This is a genomic window from Streptomyces sp. NPDC054961 (genome assembly GCF_053609145.1).
The window spans coordinates 21,421-39,324 of record NZ_JBSGWY010000005.1 but is presented as its reverse complement, the minus strand read 5'-3'; the positions used below and the strand labels follow the sequence as shown (position 1 = coordinate 39,324).

Here is a 17,904-nt window from a genome sequence, read left to right as displayed (position 1 = left end):
CGCGGGCGGTGGCGGGGGTGTGGGGGGGGGCCGCGCGGCGGGGGGGGGGGGCGGCGGGGGGGGGCGGGCGGGGGCCGGGGGGGGGGGGGGGGGGGGGGGTCACCCCCCCCCCCCCCCCCCCGGGGCACCGGGCCGGGAACGGGTCGGGCGACCGGGCCGGGAACCGGGCGATGTTTCACGTGAAACACCCGGCCGGTCGGGCCTTAGGCTGGCCGGGTGAGCGAGCAGACAGTTCCCGAAGCGCCCGAGCCCGGCTCCGCCCCCTCCGCCGACGAGCGGCCCGAGGCGCGCCTGGAGCGCGCCGTCCGGGCCGCCGAGCAGGCGTTGATCGAGTTCGAGATCGCCGTGGAGACCTTCCGTGTGGAGGTGGAGAACTTCTCCCGCCTCCACCACCAGAAACTCGGCCCGATGTACTCCCGGCTCGACGAGCTGGACGCGCTCATCGCCGAGGCGAAGGCGGCGCGCAGCGGGGACCCGGAGGACCTTCGCCGTGCGCGCGAGGCCCGTTCCCTGGTGATGCCCATGCCCGGGGTGGACGAGCTGTTCCACGACTGGCTGGACTCGGACGGGATGTCCGACGACGCCTCCGCGATGCTCACCGACCGCGCCGTGCGGCCTCCGGAGCGGGTGCGCCCCACGGAGGAGGTACGCCGCCTGTACCGCGAGCTGGTGCGCCAGGCGCATCCGGACCTGGCCCAGGACGAGGCCGAGCGGGAGCGGCGCGAGGAGTTCATCGTGCGGGTCAACGCCGCGTACGGGCGGGGCGAGGAGCAGCTGCTGCGCGAGCTGGCTCAGGAGTGGGCGGCCGGTCCGGCGCCGGCCGCCGCGCGGCTGAGCGAGAGCGAGGAGCTCTACGAGCGGCTGGAGTGGCTCTCGCGGCGCAAGGAACTCCTGTCGGTCGTGGCCCGGGAGCTGGAGGACAGCGCGATCGGATCGATGCTGCGGATGGCCCCCGAGGACCCGGACCGCCTGCTGGAGGAGATCGCCGAGCAGCTGCTCGGCGATGTCGCGAAGCGCGAGGCGGAACTGGCGGAGCTGCGCACCGCGTGAGGACGCCCGGGGAGCGACGCCCGGGGAGCGACGCCCCGGGAAAGCCCGTCGGATAGGTTGACTCACCTATCCGTGACAAGAGAAGGCGACAGCTATGAACTCCGGACCGCTTCCCTCGGTGGCCGCCTCCGCGCTTCCCTCCGAGGCCTTTGTCCTCGACGTTCGCGAGAACGACGAATGGGCGGCCGGCCACGCCGAGGGTGCGCTGCACATCCCGATGAGCGAGTTCGTGGCGCGCATCGGTGAGCTGACCGAGAAGATCGAGGACGACCGTCCGGTCTACGTGATGTGCCGGGTCGGCGGCCGCTCCGCCCAGGTCGCCCAGTACCTGCGCGGCCAGGACATCGACGCCGTGAACGTGGACGGCGGCATGCAGGACTGGGAGGCCGCGGGCCGCCCGGTCGTCACCGACGCGGGCTCCCCGGGCTTCGTGGTCTGACGGGCGCCGCCCGGGCCGTCCAGCCCTCTAGCCGAGCGGGTGGGCGGCCAGCAGGTCGCCCAGGGCCTCCTCGTGCACGGCGGCCGGGCCGAGCTGGAGCTCCAGCTGCTTGGCCCAGGCGTGGTAGCGGTGCAGCGGGTAGTCGGTGTCGGCGCCGAAGCCGCCGTGCAGGTGCTGTGCGGTCTGCACGACGCGCCGTACGCCCTCGGAGGCCCAGATCTTGGCCACGGCCACGTCGCCCGCGCTGGGCAGCGGCCCGCCGGCTCCGCCCGTCGAGGCGTCGAGCCGCCAGGCGGCCTGCCAGAGGGTGACTTCCATGGCGCGCAGGTCGATGTAGCGGTCGGCGGCCTGGACGGCGACCGCCTGGAAGCTGGCCACGGGGAAGCCGAACTGCTCGCGCTTGCTCGTGTACCGGCTGGTCATGGCGAGCACGTTTTCGCCGAGGCCGAGTGCGAGCGCGCAGGTCCCGGTGGCGAGGAGCCGGCGCAGGTGGTCCCAGGCGCCGGGTGCCTCGATGAGGTGCGCGGCCGGGATCCGCACGCCCTCCAGGGTGAGCTCGCCGAGCCGCTCCCCGGTGGTGGAGTACTGCGCCGCGAGGGACAGGCCCTCGGCTCCGCTCGGGACGAGGGCCAGGACCGCCTCGCCCTCCCCGGTGTGGGCCGGGACGGCGATCCAGTCGGCGTTGTGCGCCCACGCGACGGCCGTCTGGAGCCCCTCCAGGATCCAGGCGTCGCCGTCGCGGCGGGCGGTGACGGCCAGCTCTGCCGGGTCGTGGCCGCTGCGGCCGTGCGCGGCGGCGGTGAGGACGAGGCTGCCGCGCCCGGCGTCGCGCAGCAGGGCCCCGGCCAGCTCGGGGCTGCCGTGGGCCTGGACGGCCATGGCGGTGGCGCAGTGCTCCAGCAGCGGCACCCGGGCCAGGACCCTCGCGGCCTCCCGCAGTACGAGGCACAGGGCGATGGTGTCGAGCCCGGCCCCGTCGTACTCCTCGGCGAGGACCAGGCTCAGCAGATCGGAGTCGGCGAGCTTGGCCCACAGTCCGCGGTCGAACTCCTCGGCCACGGCCCGCGGGGTGAGCGCGGGGCTGGGCACGCTGTCGGGGGCGACGTCCGCGAACACGGCCTTGGCCGCCTCGACGGCGGCCTGCTGCTCCTCGGTGAAGGTGAAGTCCACTGCCTGTCCTCCCGCGTGCCCGGATCGTGCTCTGCCTGACGGTGCGTCAAGATAGAACACGTTCTGGAAATTTGACAGGGGATGGCGGGGGACGGCCGCTCAGCGGTCGAAGTCGATCTCCACTTCCTCCGACACCGGATGCGACTGGCAGGCCAGCACGAAGCCGGCTTCCGTCTCCGCCTCCTCCAGCGCGAAGTTCCGCTCCATCCGCACCTCACCGGTCACCAGGAACGCCCGGCAGGTGCCGCACACCCCGCCCTTGCAGGCGTACGGGGCGTCCGCGCGGGCCCGCAGCACCGCGTCGAGCAGGGACTCGCCCTCCCCGACGGGCCAGGTGCCCGAGCGGCCGTCGAGCCGCGCCGTGACCCGGGCGTGGGTGGCGGCGGCCGAGGGGGCGGGCGTCGGCGGGGCCGTGTCCTCGACGTGGAAGACCTCCTCGTGGACGCGGGTCCGCAGCACCCCGAGCGCGCCCAGCGCCTGCTCGGCGCCCGTGACCAGCCCGTACGGCCCGCACAGGAACCAGCCCGTCACCTCGGTGACCGGCAGCAGAGCGGGCAGCAGCGCCGTCAGCCGCTCCTCGCCGAGCCGACCCGAGGGCAGCCCGGCCTCCTGCTCCTCGCGGGACAGGACAGTGACCAGCTGGAACCGGTCGGGATAGCGGTCCTTGAGGTCGGCGACCTCCTCCAGGAACATCGTCGAGGCCGCGCTGCGGTCGCTGCGCACCAGGCAGAACCGGGCATCGGGCCGCGCCGCGAGCAGCGTGGCCGCGATGGACAGCACGGGGGTGATGCCGCTGCCTCCGACGATCGCGGCGTAGTGCGCGGCGGGCGGCGCCGCGGCCGGGTCCAGGACGAACCGGCCGGCCGGGACCATCACGTCGAGGACGTCCCCGGCGGCGATCTCCTTGTGCGCGAACGAGGAGAACTCCCCGCCCTCCACCAGCCGCACCCCGACCCGCAGGGTCGCGGGGCCGGGCCCGCCGGCCGCCGGGGCGGGGGAGCAGATCGAGTACGTGCGCCGGACTTCGCCGCCCTCGGGGGTGCTCCGCCGCAGGGTGAGGTGCTGGCCGGGGGCGTGCATGTACGCGGCGCGCAGCTCCGGCGGCACGGCCAGGGTCAGCGCGACGGAGTCCTCGGTGAGCCGGTCGACCGCCGCCACCGGCAGGGTGTGGAAGGCGCCGTGGCGCGCGGGGCGCGTCGGGCTCGCGGACCCCGGGGCGGTCGCCGGCGGGAACACGGCCATCTACAGCTCCTTGAAGTGGTCGAACGGTTCACGGCAGGCGGCGCAGCGGCGCAGCGCCTTGCAGGCCGTCGAGGAGAACCGGCTGAGCAGTTCGGTGTCGGTCGATCCGCAGTGAGGGCAGCGGACCGACAGGGTGAGCGGGACCGGCCCGCCGGCGGCGTGCGGCCGCGGCGGGGCTATGCCGAACTCGGCCAGCTTGCGGCGGCCTTCGGCGCTGATGTCGTCGGTGGACCAGGCGGGGGCGAGAACGGTCCGCACCCTGACGTCGGGTATGCCGTGGCCGTTCAGGACCCGCTCGATGTCGGCGGACATGGCCTCGATGGCCGGGCACCCCGTGTACGTGGGCGTGAGGGTGACCTCGACGTGGCCGTCCTCGTGCATCCGGACCCCGCGCATGACACCGAGCTCGGTGAGGGTGATCACGGGCAGCTCGGGGTCGGGGACGGAGCCCGCCAGCTCGGCCAGCTCCACCTCCAGCCGGGTCTGCTCGGTCCCGGTCACCACGAGGCACCCGGATGGCTGCGGTGCAGGTGCTGCATCTCGGCGAGCAGCCGGCCGAACGACTCGGTGTGCAGTCCCTGACGTCCGGCCCCGGCGGCCCAGGCACCGCTGCGCGGCCCCTGCGGCATCGCCAGCCCCGCCCGTCCCAGGACCTCCTCGAGGGAGGCCAGCCAGCGGCCTTCCAGGGCGGCCCAGTCGAGGTCCTCGAGCCCGTCCACCGGCTGGAACATCTCCCCGGTGTACTTCCACAGCCCGTCCAGGCCGGCCCGCATCCGCGCGCGGCTCTCCTCGGTGCCGTCCCCGAGCCGCAGCGTCCACTGCTCGGCGTGGTCGCGGTGGTAGGCGGTCTCCTTGACGGCCTTGGCCGCGAGGGGCCCGAACGGGCCCTCGCCGAGCGCGAGGCTCGTGTACAGCTCGTGCTGGTAGAACGAGAAGTAGAGCTGGCGCGCGATGGTGTGGGCGAAATCGCCGTTCGGCTGCTCGACCAGCTGGAGGTTGCGGAAGGACCGCTCCTCGCGCAGGAAGGCCAGCTCGTCCTCGTCGCCGGCCATCGACAGCAGGACACGGGCCTGGCCGAGCAGGTCGAGGGCGATGTTGGCGAGGGCGACCTCCTCCTCCAGGACGGGGGCGTGTCCTGCCCATTCGCCGAGGCGGTGGGAGAGGATCAGCGCGTCGTCGCCGAGCGGCAGGGTGGCGGCATTCACCACGTCGGTGCTGGTCACAGGTGGTTCACCCCCTCGGGGATCTCGTAGAAGGTCGGGTGGCGGTACGGCTTGTCGGCCGACGGGGCGAAGAACGGGTCCCGCTCGTCGGGGGAGGAGGCGGTGATCTCCGTGGAGGGCACGACCCAGATCGAGATGCCTTCCCCGCGACGGGTGTAGAGATCGCGGGCGTTGCGCAGAGCCATCTCCGCGTCGGGAGCGTGCAGGCTGCCCGCGTGCGTGTGCGAGAGGCCGCGCCGCGAGCGGACGAACACCTCCCACAGGGGCCAGTTCTGCGTCATACCCGTGCCTCGCTTTCCATTGCCGCCTCTTGCTGTTCCTTGCGTGCGGCAGATTTCTCCGCGTACGCCGCGGCCGCTTCGCGGACCCAGGCGCCTTCCTCGTGCGCCGCGCGGCGCTGTCCGATCCGCTCCTCGTTGCACGGGCCGTTGCCCTTGAGCACGTCCCAGAACTCGGCCCAGTCGATCGCGCCGAAGTCGTGGTGCCCGCGCTCCTCGTTCCACTTCAGGTCCGGGTCGGGCAGGGTCAGGCCCAGCGACTCGGCCTGCGGTACGGCGATGTCCACGAAGCGCTGGCGCAGCTCGTCGTTGGAGTGGCGCTTGATCCGCCAGGCCATCGACTGCGCCGAGTGCCCCGACTCCGCGTCCGGCGGGCCGAACATCATCAGCGAAGGCCACCACCACCGGTCGACCGCGTCCTGCGCCATCGCGTGCTGTGCCTCGGTGCCCTGCGAGAGCGCGAGGAGCAGCTCGTACCCCTGGCGCTGGTGGAAGGACTCCTCCTTGCAGATCCGGACCATGGCACGCGCGTACGGCCCGTAGGAGCAGCGGCAGATCGGGACCTGGTTGGTGATCGCCGCGCCGTCCACGAGCCAGCCGATCGCGCCGACGTCCGCCCAGGTCAGCGTGGGGTAGTTGAAGATCGAGGAGTACTTCTGCTTCCCCGCGTGGAGCTTGTCGAGCAGCTCGTCGCGGCTGGTGCCCAGGGTCTCGGCGGCGCTGTACAGGTACAGGCCGTGGCCGGCCTCGTCCTGGACCTTCGCCATCAGGATCGCCTTGCGGCGCAAGGAGGGCGCGCGGGTGATCCAGTTGGCCTCGGGCTGCATGCCGATGATCTCGGAGTGGGCGTGCTGTGCCATCTGGCGGACCAGGGAAGCGCGGTATTCGTCCGGCATCCAGTCGCGCGGTTCCACGCGCTCGTCCGCCGCGACGGCCGCGTCGAAGGCCGCCGCCAGCTGTGCGCTGAGATCGTCCGTCACGCCGATGCCCGCTTCCTGCCCCGTTTCCGGGGTCACTGCCACCATCACGGCCTCCTGCCGGAGAGTCTTTGCCGCTTCGTTCCGCCCGACCGACCGATCGTTCGGTTCCTACTCTTCAATGGTGGGACGACGGCCCGTAGGGTGTCAACCTCTGTGGTCAACCCTGTGGACGCCGGATGATCGGGGCGGGATGGATTCGAACGCGCACGAGCCCCCGGAAGGGGACGCTCCGCCCCCGCCGCGGGCCCTCGGAATCGCGGGTCTCTCCACCCCCTACCGGGTCCTGACGGCCCTGGTCCTGGGCGCGGTGGCCATCGGAGCCTGCGGGCACCTCGCGCTCGTCTTCCTGCACGTGGCCCCCTCCAACACGGTGAGCAAGCAGCACGCGCGGACGATCGACACCTGGATCTATCCCGAGTTCGAACAGAACTGGAAGCTCTTCGCGCCCAACCCGCTGCAGCAGAACATCGCGATCGAGGTGCGGGTCGAGGCCCGCACGGCCGACGGCGTGCTGGTGACCGGCAACTGGCGCGACCTGTCCGCCGAGGACGGCGCGGCCATCAGGCACAGCCTGCTGCCGAGCCACACCGAGCAGAACGAGCTCCGGCGGGCCTGGGACTTCTTCACCGGTTCCCACGACGAGGACAACAGGACGACCGGCGAACGCGGCGAGCTCGCCGAGCAGTACCTGCGGCGGATCGCGCTGGACCGGCTGAAGGTCCGGACGGACGCGGACACGGCCGTGGGCAAGGGCGCGCACCTCGCCGACGGCCGGATCGTACGGATCCAGCTGCGCGGGGCGACGACGGCCGTCGCCGCGCCCAAGTGGTCCGACGAGAAGACCGACACCCAGACCTACTACCGGGAGCTGCCGTGGTGGACGGTGTGAGGCCGCCCGCGGACGGGACGGCGGGGGCCGCGGACACCGGGACGGTGGGCACCGGGACGGCCGGCACCGGGACCGCCGGCACCGGGACCGCCGGCACCGGGACGGCGGGCGCCGGGACAGTGAGCACCCTGGCCGCACGGCTACGGGCCGCGGCCGCCCCGGCGCTGGCCGCGGTCACCGGGCGGGCCCTGGGCACCTACCAGAGCGCCGTGGTCCGCATCGGCTTCGCCGGCACCTGGCTGTTCTTCCTGCTGCGCGAGTTCCCCCACCGGCACGAGCTGTACGGGCCGCAAGGGCCCTGGAGCTGGGACCTGGCGAAGCAGCTGATCGCTTCGAACCACGCCTTCACGGTGCTGATGTGGTCCGACTCGGCGCTCTGGTTCGAGATCGTCTACGTGCTCTGCGTGCTGTCGAGCGCGCTGCTGCTGCTGGGCTGGCGCACCCGGGCCACGGCCGTGGTGTTCATGGTCGGCGTGCTCTCGCTGCAGAACCGCAGCGTCTTCATGGGCGACGGAGGGGACAACGTCATCCACCTGATGGCGATCTACCTCGTGCTCACCCGCTGCGCGCGGGTGTGGTCGCTCGACGCCCGCCGTGCCCGCCGCCTCGGCACGGCCTCGGCCGGGCGGGCCGGGCCGGCGCTGTGGGCCGTGCTCGGCGGCGTGGGCGCGTACGGGGCGGTGACCGGGGGGTTCGGTACCGGCTGGCTGGTGGCCTTCGCCGCGCTGTGGGTGGTCGCCGCGCTGTGGTGGACGGTCGACCGGTACGAGCCCGAGGGGGAGGGGCGGGCGGTCCTCGACGTCCTGGCGAACCTGCTGCACAACGCCGGAATGCTGGTGATCATGGCGGAGGTCTGCCTGATCTACGCGACGGCGGGCTGGTACAAGATCCAGGGCTCGCGCTGGCAGGACGGGACCGCGCTGTACTACCCGCTGGGCCTGGACTACTTCACCCCCTGGCCCGGGGTGTCGGCCCTCCTCGCGAGCAGCGGCACGCTGGTGATGCTGCTGTCGTACGGGACGGTCGCGGTCCAGGTGGCGTTCCCGTTCACCCTGTTCAACCGGCGGATCAAGAACGTCCTGCTGGTGCTGATGATGATGGAGCACGCGGGGATCGCCGTGCTGCTGGGTCTGCCGTTCTTCTCGCTGGCGATGATCGCCGCCGACGCGGTGTTCCTGCCGACGGTGTTCCTCGTCTGGCTCGGTGCGCGGGCCGCGGCGCTGCGGCCGGGCGGTCGCGGTCGCGGTCGCGGCCGCGCCGCGCTCCCCGAGGCGGACCGGGAGCCGGATCCGGAGCCGGAGCAGGGGACCGTAGGCTCGGCGGTATGAGCGAGCAGCACGAGAGCCCCGACGGCGGCACCGAACGGCAGTGGCGGGAGGCCGTGGCGCGGGAGGACCTCGTGCTCCTCGACGGATTCCACGCGCTGAAGCACGCCCTGCGCTTCGGGGCGGACGTCCGGATCGTCGTCGCCGACGATCCCGAGGCGGTACGGCGCCTCGCGCGCGAGCTGGCCGCGGACGTCGAGGCGGAAGTGGCCCGGCTGGTACGGCGGGCTCCGCTCAAGGAGCTGCTGGCCCCGGGGCGGGTGCACCCCACCGGGGTGGCGGCGCTCGCGGTCCGGCCCGACCCGGCCGAGGGGCGGGCACGGCTCGACGCGATGCCCAGGCCGGCCCCGGTCGTGGTGCTCGACAACCCGCGCAACCTCGGCAACGTCGGAGCGGTGGTCCGCCTCGCCGCCGGTTTCGGGGCCACCGGCGTGATCACCCGGGGTGATCTCGACCCCTGGCACCCCCACGTGGTCCGCGCCGGAGCGGGGCTTCACTACGCCACCACCGTCGCCCGGGTGGATCTCGCCGCGCTGCCGCCCGGCCCGCTGTACGTGCTCGACCCGGAGGGCGAGGACATCCGCGCCCTCACCCTCCCTGACGATGCCCTGCTCGCCTTCGGCTCCGAACGGCACGGGATCTCTCCCGAACTGCGGGCCCGGGCCGACCATCTGGTGTCCCTGCCGATGCGCCCGCAGGTGTCCAGCTACAACCTGGCGACCAGCGTGGCCATGACCCTCTTCCACTGGGGCGGTCCCCGGCCGGCGGACGGGCCGGCCGGGGAGAGCACGGGGGAGAGCGCCTAGCGGCTCAGCCCTGGCGGCGGACCTCCACCACGCGGAAGCGGTTGGACACGAAGGCCCCGTCGCACAGCGCCGCGTTGGCCGCCGGGTTGCCGCCCGAACCGTGGAAGTCCGAGAAGGCCGCGGTCTGGTTGACGTAGACCCCGCCCGTGAGGTTCAGCGAGAGCTGCGCCGACTCCTCGAGGCAGACCTCCTCGATGGCCCGCTCGGTGTCCGCGGACGTGGTGTACGCCCCGACCGTCATCGCGCCCTTCTCGCGGACCGTGCGCCGCAGCAGGTCGAGCGCGCCCGCCGTGGAGTCGACCGCCACCGCGAAGGAGACCGGGCCGAAGCACTCCGAGAGGTACGGGGCGGTGTCGTCGGACTTGGAGGCGTCCAGCTTCACCATCACCGGCGTGCGGACCACCGCGTCGGGGAAGTCCGGGTTCGGTACTTCCCGCGAGGCCAGCGCGACTTCGCCGAGCCCGGCCGCGGCCTCCAGACGGGACTTGACGTCGGGGTTGACCAGCGCGCCGAGCAGGGCGTTGGCCCGCGCGTCGTCGCCGAGCAGGCCGCCGACCGCGCCCGCGAGGTCGCCGACGACCTCGTCGTACGACTTGTGGCCCGCGTCCGTCTCGATGCCGTCGCGGGGGATGAGCAGGTTCTGCGGGGTGGTGCACATCTGGCCGCTGTACAGGGACAGCGAGAAGGCCAGGTTGGACAGCATGCCCTTGTAGTTGTCGGTGGAGTCGAGGACGACGGTGTTGACGCCGGCCTTCTCCGTGTAGACCTGCGCCTGGCGGGCGTGGGTCTCCAGCCACTCGCCGAACTCCGTGGACCCGGTGTAGTCGATCACCTTGATCTCGGGGCGGACGGCGAGCTCCTTGGCGATGCCCTCGCCCGGCCGCTCGACGGCCAGCGCCACCAGGTTCGGGTCGAAGCCGTACTGCGCCAGGACCTCGCGGGCGACCTGGACGGTCAGCGCCAGCGGCAGCACGGCGCGCGGGTGCGGCTTGACCAGGACCGGGTTGCCCGTGGCGAGGGAGGCGAAGATGCCCGGGTACCCGTTCCAGGTGGGGAAGGTGTTGCAGCCGATCATCAGGGAGATGCCCCGGGGGACGGCGGTGAAGGTCTTGCCGAGTTCCAGCGGGTCCTTCTTGCCCTGCGGCTTCGACCAGTCGGCCTGCCCCGGGACCCGGGTCTGCTCCTCGTACGCGTAGGCCACCGCCTCCAGGCCGCGGTCCTGTGCGTGCGGGCCGCCCGCCTGGAACGCCATCATGAAGGCCTGGCCGCTGGTGTGCATCACCGCGTGCGCGAACTCGTGCGTCCGCGCGGAGATCCGGGCGAGGATCTCGATGCAGACCACGGCGCGGGCCTCGGGCCCGGCGTCGCGCCAGGCGCCCATGCCGGCCCGCATCGCGGGCAGCAGGACGTCCGGGTCCACATGCGGGTACTCGACGCCGAGCTGTACGCCGTACGGGGAGGTCTCGGCGCCCGTCCAGCCGTCGGTGCCGGGCTGCCCGAGGTCGAGCCGGGTGCCGCGCAGCGCCTCGAAGGCGGCGAGGCCGTCGGCCGGCGCGGTCTCGCCGTACGCCTTGGGGTGCTCGGGATGCGGGGACCAGTAGGCACGGGTGCGGATCGTGGCCAGGGCCTGGTCCAGGGTGGGCCGGTGCTTGGCGGACAGCTGGGGGACGGTGAGCTCGGCGGCCATCAGGGACCAACTCCTCGTTGAGCCGGGCGGGATCAGGCGATCGGGTCGGGCAAGAAGGGATGAAGAAGAGCAGACTGGAGTTAGAGTAACCGAACGATCGGTCGGGACAAGAGGGCCCGGCGGACCTGTGGACAAGTCGGTGCGGGAGGATCGGGTCATGACAGCAATCGAGCGGTCCCGCACAGTGGCGGTCGTCGGCGCCGGCACCATGGGTCAGGGCATCGCCCAGGTCGCCCTTCTCGCAGGTCACCGCGTGCTGATCTACGACATCGCCGCCGCCCTCGCCGCCGACGCGGTCGGTTTCGTGCAGGACCGCGTCGAGCGGATGGCCGCCAAGGGCAGGCTGGATCGCGCCGAAGCCGAGGACGCGATCGGCCGGATCGATGCGGCGGGCGGACTCGCGGACCTCGCCGGCGCGGCCCTCGTCGTCGAGGCGGTGGTCGAGGACGTCGCCGTCAAGCGCGCGCTGTTCGCGGCCCTCGAAGAGGTGGTCGCGCCGGACGCCCTCCTGGCCACCAACACCTCCTCCCTCTCCGTCACCGAGCTCGCGGCCGGCCTCGCGCACCCCGGACGCTTCCTCGGCCTGCACTTCTTCAACCCGGCGCCGCTGCTCCCGCTGGTCGAGGTGGTGTCCGGGTTCGCGACCGATCCGGCCGCCGCCGACCGCGCGTACCGCACGGTCCTCGGCTGGGGGAAGACGCCGGTGCGCTGCGCCGACACCCCGGGCTTCATCGTCAACCGGATCGCCCGCCCCTTCTACGCCGAGGCCTTCGCGGTGTACGAGGAGCAGGGCGCCGACCCGGCCACCATCGACGCCGTGCTCCGCGAGAGCGGCGGCTTCAAGATGGGCCCCTTCGCGCTGACCGACCTGATCGGCCAGGACGTCAACGAGGCCGTCACCCGCTCCGTGTGGGAGTCCTTCTTCCGCAGCCCCAAGTTCACCCCCTCCCTCGCGCAGCGCCGGCTGGTCCAGTCGGGCCGTCTCGGCCGCAAGTCCGGGCACGGCTGGTACCCGTACGGCCCGGACCACACGGCCCCGGCGCCGCACACCGCCGGTCCCGAGGACGCGCCCGCGAAGGTGAGCGTCGTGGGGGACCTGGGGCCCGCCGCCGCGCTCGTCGACCTCCTGGAGGAGGCGGGGATCGCGGTCACGGCCACCGAGCACGGGGGCCCGTACATCCAGCTCCCCGGCGAGGGACAGCTCGTGCTCGCCGACGGCAAGACCTCGATCGAGTTCGCCGACGTCGTCTACTTCGACCTCGCCTTCGACTACCGCGATGCCACCCGGATCGCGCTCTCCGTCAGCGAGGACACCAGCGAGCGGACCCTCTCCGAGGCGATCGGGCTGTTCCAGAAGCTGGGCAAGCAGGTCTCCGTCATCGGCGACGTGCCCGGCATGATCGTCGCCCGGACCGTCGCGATGCTGATCGACCTCACCGCCGACGCGGTCGCGCGCGGGGTGGCCGGCGCCGAGGACATCGACACGGCGATGCGGCTCGGGGTCAACTACCCCGTCGGCCCCGCCGAATGGCACGACCGGCTCGGCCGCGACTGGGCGTACGACCTGCTGCACCACCTCGACGAGCGCTGTCCGGGCGGCCGGTACGCGCCCTCGCTGGCCCTGTACAAGCTGGGCTACGCGGCGGGGGACGACGGGGCCGGGGACGACGCGGACGGGGACGCCGCGTACGAGGACGACCAGGCGGGGGAGACGCAATGACGACGGCCAAGCGGGACACGTACACGCCCGAGACCCTGCTCTCCGTCGCCGTCCAGGTCTTCAACGAGCGCGGCTACGACGGCACCTCGATGGAGCACCTCTCCAAGGCCGCGGGCATCTCGAAGTCCTCGATCTACCACCACGTCGCGGGCAAGGAGGAGCTCCTCCACCGTGCCGTCAGCCGGGCGCTGGACGGGCTCTTCGCGGTGCTGGAGGAATCAGGGGCGGTACGGGGGCGCGCGGTCGAGCGGGTCGAGTACGTCACGCGCCGCACGGTCGAGGTCCTCGTGGTGGAACTCCCCTACGTGACGCTGCTGCTGCGCGTGCGGGGCAACACCCGCACCGAGCGGTGGGCGCTGGAGCGGCGCCGCGAGTTCGACCACCAGGTCGCGGACCTGCTGAAGGCCGCGGCCGCCGAGGGGGACCTGCGGGCGGACGTGGACATCCGGCTCGCCACCCGGCTCCTCTTCGGCATGGTCAACTCCCTGGTCGAGTGGTACCGCCCGCACCCGGGCACCACCTCCGACCAGCTGGCGGACGCCGTGGTCAGCATGGCCCTGGACGGGCTGCGCACGCAGCGCTAGGCCGTCTCCCTACTCCTCCGAGATCGTCGGGCCGGCGGACGGGTCGCGGGCCAGGAGATCCGTTTCCTCGAAGACCAGCAGCGTGCGGGTGGAGAGGACCTCCGGGATGGACTGGAGGCGGGTCAGGACCAGCTCCCGCAGGGTGCGGTTGTCCGGGGTGTGGACCAGCAGCAGGACGTCGAAATCGCCGCTGACCAGGGCGATGTGGGCCGCGCCCGGGAGCTCGCGGAGCTGTTCGCGGACCGTGCGCCAGGAGTTCTGGACGATCTTCAGGGTGATGTAGGCCGAGGCGCCCTGCCCGGCGCGCTCGTGGTTGACGCGGGCGGTGAAGCCCCGGATCACCCCGTCGTCGATGAGCCGGTTGATGCGGGCGTAGGCATTGGCCCGCGAGACGTGGACCTGCTCGGCTACGGAGCGTATCGACGCGCGGCCGTCCGCCTGGAGCAGGCGCACGATCGACCGGTCGACGGAGTCGAGGGGGCGCGGAGGGCTGGGCGGGCCGGACGGCCCCGCGCCGCCGCCCGGGCCCCCGGGACCCGCGAGTGCGCCCCCGGACGCGCCCCCCGGGCCGGGAGCCGCTCCGGAACCCGCTCCGGCCATTTGTTCATCCGCCATCGTCCGCTGCCTGCCTCTCCTGGACGTCCTGCACCCATCCCAGGGCCCCGCCGCCACTTTGTCCACAGCCTGAGGCTGCCTGTAGCCAAATTGCGCGGACAACCGAACAATCGGTAGGTGAGGGGCCTCACACCCGGGGCCTTCGTTGCCCGCTTCCCACGAGGAGGTGTACGCCGCCATGACGGTCCAAGAGCTGCCCGGTGCCGGTGCGTCCCACCGCTCCACCCCGCCGCCCGCCTGGAGGCCCCGTACGGATGCCGCCCCGCTGCTCCCGGACCCCGAGCCGTACCGGGTGCTGGGCACGCCGGCCGCCGACCGGCTCGACCCCGAGCTGATGCGCCGGTGCTACGCCGAGCTGGTGCGCGGCCGCCGCTACAACGCCCAGGCCACCGCCCTCACCCGGCAGGGCCGACTGGCCGTATATCCGTCCACCGTGGGCCAGGAAGCCTGCGAGATCGCGGCGGCGCTGGTGCTGGAGGAGCAGGACTGGCTCTTCCCGAGCTACCGCGACACCCTGGCGGCCGTGGCCCGCGGGCTCGATCCCGTGGAGGCCCTGACCCTCCTGCGGGGCGACTGGCACACCGGGTACGACCCGCGCGAGCACCGGATAGCCCCCCTGTGCACCCCGCTCGCCACCCAGCTGCCGCACGCGGTCGGCCTGGCGCACGCCGCCCGGCTGCGCGGGGACGACGTGGTCGCCCTGGCCATGGTCGGCGACGGCGGCACGAGCGAGGGCGATTTCCACGAGGCCATGAACTTCGCCGCCGTCTGGCAGGCGCCGGTGGTCTTCCTCGTCCAGAACAACGGGTTCGCGATATCCGTCCCGCTCGCCAAGCAGACCGCCGCCCCCACCCTGGCCCACAAGGCCGTGGGATACGGGATGCCGGGCCGCCTCGTCGACGGCAACGACATCGCCGCCATGCACGAGGTGCTGTCCGAGGCCGTCCGGCGGGCCCGCTCCGGCGGCGGACCGACCCTGATCGAGGCCGTCACGTACCGGATCGAGGCCCACACCAACGCCGACGACGCGACCCGCTACCGCGGGGACGCCGAGGTCGAGGCCTGGAAGGCGCACGACCCGATCCAGCTGCTCGAGCGCGAGCTGACCGCGCGCGGGCTGCTCGACGAGGCCGGCATCCAGGCCGCCAAGGACGCGGCCGAGACGATGGCGGCCCGGCTGCGGGACGGGATGAACGCGGAGCCCGTGCTCGACCCGATGGACCTTTTCGAGAACGTCTACGCGGAGCAGACCGGCCTGCTCCGCGAACAGGCGGCCATGCTGCGCGCCGAGCTGGAAGCTGCGGAACCGGAAGCGGAGGACGGGTCATGACCACGGTGGCGGTGAAGCCGGCGACCATGGCGCAGGCCCTGAACAGGGCGATGCGCGACGCGATGGCCGAGGACCCGACGGTCCACGTCATGGGCGAGGACGTCGGCGCGCTCGGCGGGGTCTTCCGCATCACGGACGGGCTGGCCAAGGAGTTCGGCGAGGACCGGTGCGCGGACACCCCGCTCGCGGAGGCGGGAATCCTCGGCGCGGCGGTGGGCATGGCCATGTACGGGCTGCGGCCGGTCGTGGAGATGCAGTTCGACGCGTTCGCCTACCCGGCCTTCGAGCAGCTGATCTCGCACGTGGCGAAGATGCGCAACCGCACCCGCGGGGCGATGCCGCTGCCGATCACCATCCGGGTGCCGTACGGCGGCGGGATCGGAGGGGTGGAGCACCACAGCGACTCCTCCGAGGCGTACTACGTGGCGACCCCCGGGCTCACCGTCGTGACGCCGGCGACGGTCGAGGACGCGTACGGGCTGCTGCGCGAGTCGATTGCCAGCGACGACCCGGTGATCTTCCTCGAGCCCAAGCGGCTGTACTGGTCGAAGGCCGAATGGTCCGCGGACGCGCCCTCCGAGGTGCCCCGGATCGGCAGGGCGGTCGTCCGGCGGACCGGCACGAGCGCGACGCTGATCACGTACGGGCCTTCGCTGCCCGTGTGCCTGGAGGCGGCCGAGGCCGCGCGCGAGGAGGGCTGGGACCTGGAGGTCGTGGACCTGCGCTCGCTGGTCCCGTTCGACGAGGAGACCGTCGTGGCCTCCGTACGCCGGACCGGGCGCGCGGTCGTGGTGCACGAGTCCGGCGGCTTCGGCGGACCGGGCGCGGAGATCGCCGCTCGCGTCACGGAGCGGTGCTTCCACCACCTGGAGGCGCCGGTGCTGCGCGTGACCGGCCTCGACATCCCGTACCCGCCGCCGATGCTGGAGAAGCACCACCTGCCCGGCGTCGACCGGATCCTGGACACCGTGGCCCGCCTGCAGTGGGAGAACTGATGCCGCAGGTCATGGAGTTCAAGCTGCCCGACCTCGGAGAGGGTCTCACCGAGGCGGAGATCGTCCGCTGGCTGGTGGCGGTCGGCGACGTCGTCGCCATCGACCAGCCGGTGGTCGAGGTCGAGACGGCCAAGGCGATGGTGGAGGTGCCCTGCCCGTACGGAGGCGTCGTCACCGCCCGCTTCGGCGAGGAAGGGACCGAACTGCCGGTCGGCGCCCCGCTGATCACCGTGGCGGTGGGCGCGGCGGCCACGGCGGCGGACGAGCCCGCGGAGACTCCGTCCGGCTCGGGCAACGTCCTGGTCGGCTACGGCACGGACCATTCGCGTCCGGCGCGTCGGAGGCGGGTGCGACCCGACTCCGCCGCGCCGGGGCTCGTCCCGGCCGGTCAGGCCACCGGACCGGCCGTCACCGCCCCGGCCCCGGCGCCCGCCGCGCGCCCCCGGACGGCGGCTCCGGCTCCGGCTGTGGCTCCGGCTCCGGCTGCGGCGCCGACGGTCTTCGCGGGCCCCGTGCCGGTCATCTCGCCGCTGGTGCGGAAGCTGGCCCGGGACCACGGAGTGGACCTGCGCGCGCTGCGCGGGTCCGGCCCGCAGGGCCTGATCCTGCGCGCCGACGTGGAGGTGGCGCTGCGCGCCGCCGAGCGGACGGCCGGACCCGAGACCGGGGCCGGGGTCACGGCCGGTGCCGTCACCGCCGTCACCGCCGTCCCGTCCGTCACGGCCACCGCGGCGGAAGGCGCCACGCGGATCCCGCTCAAGGGGGTCCGGGGCGCGGTCGCCGACAAGCTGTCGCGCAGCCGGCGCGAGATCCCGGACGCCACGTGCTGGGTGGACGCCGATGCCACCGAGCTGATGGCCGCGCGGGCGGCGATGAACGCCGTGGGCGGTCCCAAGATCTCGGTGCTCGCCCTGCTGGCCCGGATCTGCACGGCGGCGCTGGCCCGGTACCCGGAGCTCAACTCCACCGTCGACCTGGCGGCGAACGAGATCGTCCGGCTCCCGGCCGTGCACCTCGGCTTCGCCGCGCAGACGGAGCGCGGCCTGATGGTCCCGGTGGTCCGCGACGCGCAGGCGCGCGACGCCGAGTCGCTGTCGGCGGAGTTCGGCCGGCTCACGGAGCTGGCCCGGACGGGGAAGCTGGCCCCGGCGGACCTCACCGGGGGCACCTTCACCCTGAACAACTACGGGGTGTTCGGGGTGGACGGCTCCACGCCGATCATCAACCACCCGGAGGCGGCGATGCTCGGCGTCGGCCGGATCATCCCGAAGCCGTGGGTGCACGAGGGCGAGCTGGCGGTCCGCAAGGTCGTGCAGCTGTCCCTGAGCTTCGACCACCGCGTCTGCGACGGCGGCACGGCGGGCGGCTTCCTGCGGTACGTGGCCGACTGCGTCGAGTCCCCGGCGGTGCTGCTGCGCACCCTGTAGCCGGGCGCCGGCGGGGCTGACACCAGTCCCGCCGGCGGACCGGGCGCCCGGACGCCGGGCGGCCGCCGCAGCGCGCGGGGCGGGGGCGGGGGGACAGGGGGTGAGAGTGTGTAGGGCGCACTCGGCCCCCACGCGGGCGCGAAA

General features: G+C 73.3%; 18 protein-coding genes. 10 read left to right on the top strand and 8 right to left on the bottom strand.

Features of this window, described 5'->3' with window-relative positions; genetic code table 11:
• Window positions 1-216 precede the first annotated feature (216 nt).
• Complete coding sequence (locus tag ACWF9Z_RS07270) at window positions 217-1,050, top strand: hypothetical protein (protein WP_453598397.1); 834 nt, start codon at window positions 217-219, stop codon at window positions 1,048-1,050.
• A gap of 94 nt (window positions 1,051-1,144) precedes the next feature.
• Window positions 1,145-1,489, top strand: a complete 345-nt coding sequence (locus ACWF9Z_RS07265) for a rhodanese-like domain-containing protein (RefSeq protein ID WP_453598395.1) — start codon at window positions 1,145-1,147, stop codon at window positions 1,487-1,489.
• Between the two features lie 27 nt (window positions 1,490-1,516).
• On the opposite strand, the gene ACWF9Z_RS07260 is transcribed toward ACWF9Z_RS07265, so the two are convergent.
• From ACWF9Z_RS07260 to paaA, 6 genes are all read right to left on the bottom strand, one after another.
• Complete coding sequence (locus ACWF9Z_RS07260) at window positions 1,517-2,659, bottom strand: acyl-CoA dehydrogenase family protein (protein ID WP_453598393.1); 1,143 nt, start codon at window positions 2,657-2,659, stop codon at window positions 1,517-1,519.
• A gap of 99 nt (window positions 2,660-2,758) precedes the next feature.
• The gene (locus tag ACWF9Z_RS07255) at window positions 2,759-3,901 is read right to left on the bottom strand and encodes a 2Fe-2S iron-sulfur cluster-binding protein (protein ID WP_453598391.1); all 1,143 of its coding nucleotides are present in this window, start codon (window positions 3,899-3,901) and stop codon (window positions 2,759-2,761) included.
• Window positions 3,902-4,405, bottom strand: coding sequence for a 1,2-phenylacetyl-CoA epoxidase subunit PaaD (paaD, locus tag ACWF9Z_RS07250; RefSeq protein WP_453598389.1), 504 nt, complete (start codon window positions 4,403-4,405; stop codon window positions 3,902-3,904).
• Entirely contained in the window at window positions 4,399-5,124 is a 726-nt protein-coding gene (gene paaC, locus ACWF9Z_RS07245) for a 1,2-phenylacetyl-CoA epoxidase subunit PaaC (protein WP_453598387.1), read from the bottom strand. Before paaC ends, paaD begins: the two co-directional genes overlap by 7 nt.
• Window positions 5,121-5,405 carry a 1,2-phenylacetyl-CoA epoxidase subunit PaaB gene (paaB, locus tag ACWF9Z_RS07240; protein ID WP_030153111.1) on the bottom strand — a complete coding sequence of 95 codons (285 nt, stop codon included), beginning with the start codon at window positions 5,403-5,405 and terminating at the stop codon, window positions 5,121-5,123. The genes paaC and paaB overlap by 4 nt, the downstream gene beginning before the upstream one ends.
• Window positions 5,402-6,427, bottom strand: coding sequence for a 1,2-phenylacetyl-CoA epoxidase subunit PaaA (gene paaA / locus ACWF9Z_RS07235; protein ID WP_453598384.1), 1,026 nt, complete (start codon window positions 6,425-6,427; stop codon window positions 5,402-5,404). The genes paaB and paaA overlap by 4 nt, the downstream gene beginning before the upstream one ends.
• A gap of 145 nt (window positions 6,428-6,572) precedes the next feature.
• Here paaA and ACWF9Z_RS07230 point away from each other — a divergent pair, with 145 nt between their 5' ends.
• The 3 genes from ACWF9Z_RS07230 to ACWF9Z_RS07220 are packed head-to-tail and all read left to right on the top strand — an operon-like array spanning window position 6,573 to window position 9,402.
• Window positions 6,573-7,271: a DUF5819 family protein gene (locus ACWF9Z_RS07230; RefSeq protein ID WP_453598381.1), complete on the top strand. Its 699-nt coding sequence runs from the start codon at window positions 6,573-6,575 to the stop codon at window positions 7,269-7,271.
• Window positions 7,256-8,599 carry an HTTM domain-containing protein gene (locus ACWF9Z_RS07225; protein WP_453598379.1) on the top strand — a complete coding sequence of 448 codons (1,344 nt, stop codon included), beginning with the start codon at window positions 7,256-7,258 and terminating at the stop codon, window positions 8,597-8,599. Before ACWF9Z_RS07230 ends, ACWF9Z_RS07225 begins: the two co-directional genes overlap by 16 nt.
• Window positions 8,596-9,402, top strand: coding sequence for a TrmH family RNA methyltransferase (locus tag ACWF9Z_RS07220; protein ID WP_453598377.1), 807 nt, complete (start codon window positions 8,596-8,598; stop codon window positions 9,400-9,402). The genes ACWF9Z_RS07225 and ACWF9Z_RS07220 overlap by 4 nt, the downstream gene beginning before the upstream one ends.
• A gap of 4 nt (window positions 9,403-9,406) precedes the next feature.
• On the opposite strand, the gene paaN is transcribed toward ACWF9Z_RS07220, so the two are convergent.
• Window positions 9,407-11,089: a phenylacetic acid degradation protein PaaN gene (paaN, locus tag ACWF9Z_RS07215; RefSeq protein WP_453598375.1), complete on the bottom strand. Its 1,683-nt coding sequence runs from the start codon at window positions 11,087-11,089 to the stop codon at window positions 9,407-9,409.
• Between the two features lie 157 nt (window positions 11,090-11,246).
• Here paaN and ACWF9Z_RS07210 point away from each other — a divergent pair, with 157 nt between their 5' ends.
• The gene (locus ACWF9Z_RS07210; RefSeq protein WP_453598373.1) at window positions 11,247-12,809 is read left to right on the top strand and encodes a 3-hydroxyacyl-CoA dehydrogenase; all 1,563 of its coding nucleotides are present in this window, start codon (window positions 11,247-11,249) and stop codon (window positions 12,807-12,809) included.
• Window positions 12,806-13,393, top strand: a complete 588-nt coding sequence (locus ACWF9Z_RS07205) for a TetR/AcrR family transcriptional regulator (protein ID WP_356652730.1) — start codon at window positions 12,806-12,808, stop codon at window positions 13,391-13,393. Before ACWF9Z_RS07210 ends, ACWF9Z_RS07205 begins: the two co-directional genes overlap by 4 nt.
• A 9-nt stretch (window positions 13,394-13,402) precedes the next feature.
• On the opposite strand, the gene ACWF9Z_RS07200 is transcribed toward ACWF9Z_RS07205, so the two are convergent.
• Window positions 13,403-14,008, bottom strand: coding sequence for an Lrp/AsnC family transcriptional regulator (locus ACWF9Z_RS07200; protein ID WP_453598370.1), 606 nt, complete (start codon window positions 14,006-14,008; stop codon window positions 13,403-13,405).
• Window positions 14,009-14,186: 178 nt separating this feature from the next.
• Here ACWF9Z_RS07200 and pdhA point away from each other — a divergent pair, with 178 nt between their 5' ends.
• From pdhA to ACWF9Z_RS07185, 3 genes are read left to right on the top strand one after another with little or no spacing between them, the layout of a single operon-like run.
• Window positions 14,187-15,338 carry a pyruvate dehydrogenase (acetyl-transferring) E1 component subunit alpha gene (gene pdhA / locus ACWF9Z_RS07195; RefSeq protein ID WP_453598368.1) on the top strand — a complete coding sequence of 384 codons (1,152 nt, stop codon included), beginning with the start codon at window positions 14,187-14,189 and terminating at the stop codon, window positions 15,336-15,338.
• Window positions 15,335-16,333, top strand: a complete 999-nt coding sequence (locus ACWF9Z_RS07190) for an alpha-ketoacid dehydrogenase subunit beta (RefSeq protein ID WP_453598366.1) — start codon at window positions 15,335-15,337, stop codon at window positions 16,331-16,333. Before pdhA ends, ACWF9Z_RS07190 begins: the two co-directional genes overlap by 4 nt.
• Window positions 16,333-17,760, top strand: a complete 1,428-nt coding sequence (locus ACWF9Z_RS07185) for a dihydrolipoamide acetyltransferase family protein (RefSeq protein ID WP_453598364.1) — start codon at window positions 16,333-16,335, stop codon at window positions 17,758-17,760. The genes ACWF9Z_RS07190 and ACWF9Z_RS07185 overlap by 1 nt, the downstream gene beginning before the upstream one ends.
• Window positions 17,761-17,904: the final 144 nt, after the last annotated feature.

Bases quoted from the DNA above. Each gene is read 5' to 3' on its own strand.
- ACWF9Z_RS07265 (WP_453598395.1), top strand. From the start codon at position 1,145: ATGAACTCCGGACCGCTTCCCTCGGTGGCCGCCTCCGCGCTTCCCTCC.
- ACWF9Z_RS07255 (WP_453598391.1), bottom strand. From the start codon at position 3,901: ATGGCCGTGTTCCCGCCGGCGACCGCCCCGGGGTCCGCGAGCCCGACG.
- paaB (WP_030153111.1), bottom strand. From the start codon at position 5,405: ATGACGCAGAACTGGCCCCTGTGGGAGGTGTTCGTCCGCTCGCGGCGC.
- paaA (WP_453598384.1), bottom strand. From the start codon at position 6,427: ATGGTGGCAGTGACCCCGGAAACGGGGCAGGAAGCGGGCATCGGCGTG.
- ACWF9Z_RS07230 (WP_453598381.1), top strand. From the start codon at position 6,573: ATGGATTCGAACGCGCACGAGCCCCCGGAAGGGGACGCTCCGCCCCCG.
- ACWF9Z_RS07220 (WP_453598377.1), top strand. From the start codon at position 8,596: ATGAGCGAGCAGCACGAGAGCCCCGACGGCGGCACCGAACGGCAGTGG.
- paaN (WP_453598375.1), bottom strand. From the start codon at position 11,089: ATGGCCGCCGAGCTCACCGTCCCCCAGCTGTCCGCCAAGCACCGGCCC.
- ACWF9Z_RS07210 (WP_453598373.1), top strand. From the start codon at position 11,247: ATGACAGCAATCGAGCGGTCCCGCACAGTGGCGGTCGTCGGCGCCGGC.
- ACWF9Z_RS07205 (WP_356652730.1), top strand. From the start codon at position 12,806: ATGACGACGGCCAAGCGGGACACGTACACGCCCGAGACCCTGCTCTCC.
- ACWF9Z_RS07200 (WP_453598370.1), bottom strand. From the start codon at position 14,008: ATGGCGGATGAACAAATGGCCGGAGCGGGTTCCGGAGCGGCTCCCGGC.
- pdhA (WP_453598368.1), top strand. From the start codon at position 14,187: ATGACGGTCCAAGAGCTGCCCGGTGCCGGTGCGTCCCACCGCTCCACC.
- ACWF9Z_RS07190 (WP_453598366.1), top strand. From the start codon at position 15,335: ATGACCACGGTGGCGGTGAAGCCGGCGACCATGGCGCAGGCCCTGAAC.
- ACWF9Z_RS07185 (WP_453598364.1), top strand. From the start codon at position 16,333: ATGCCGCAGGTCATGGAGTTCAAGCTGCCCGACCTCGGAGAGGGTCTC.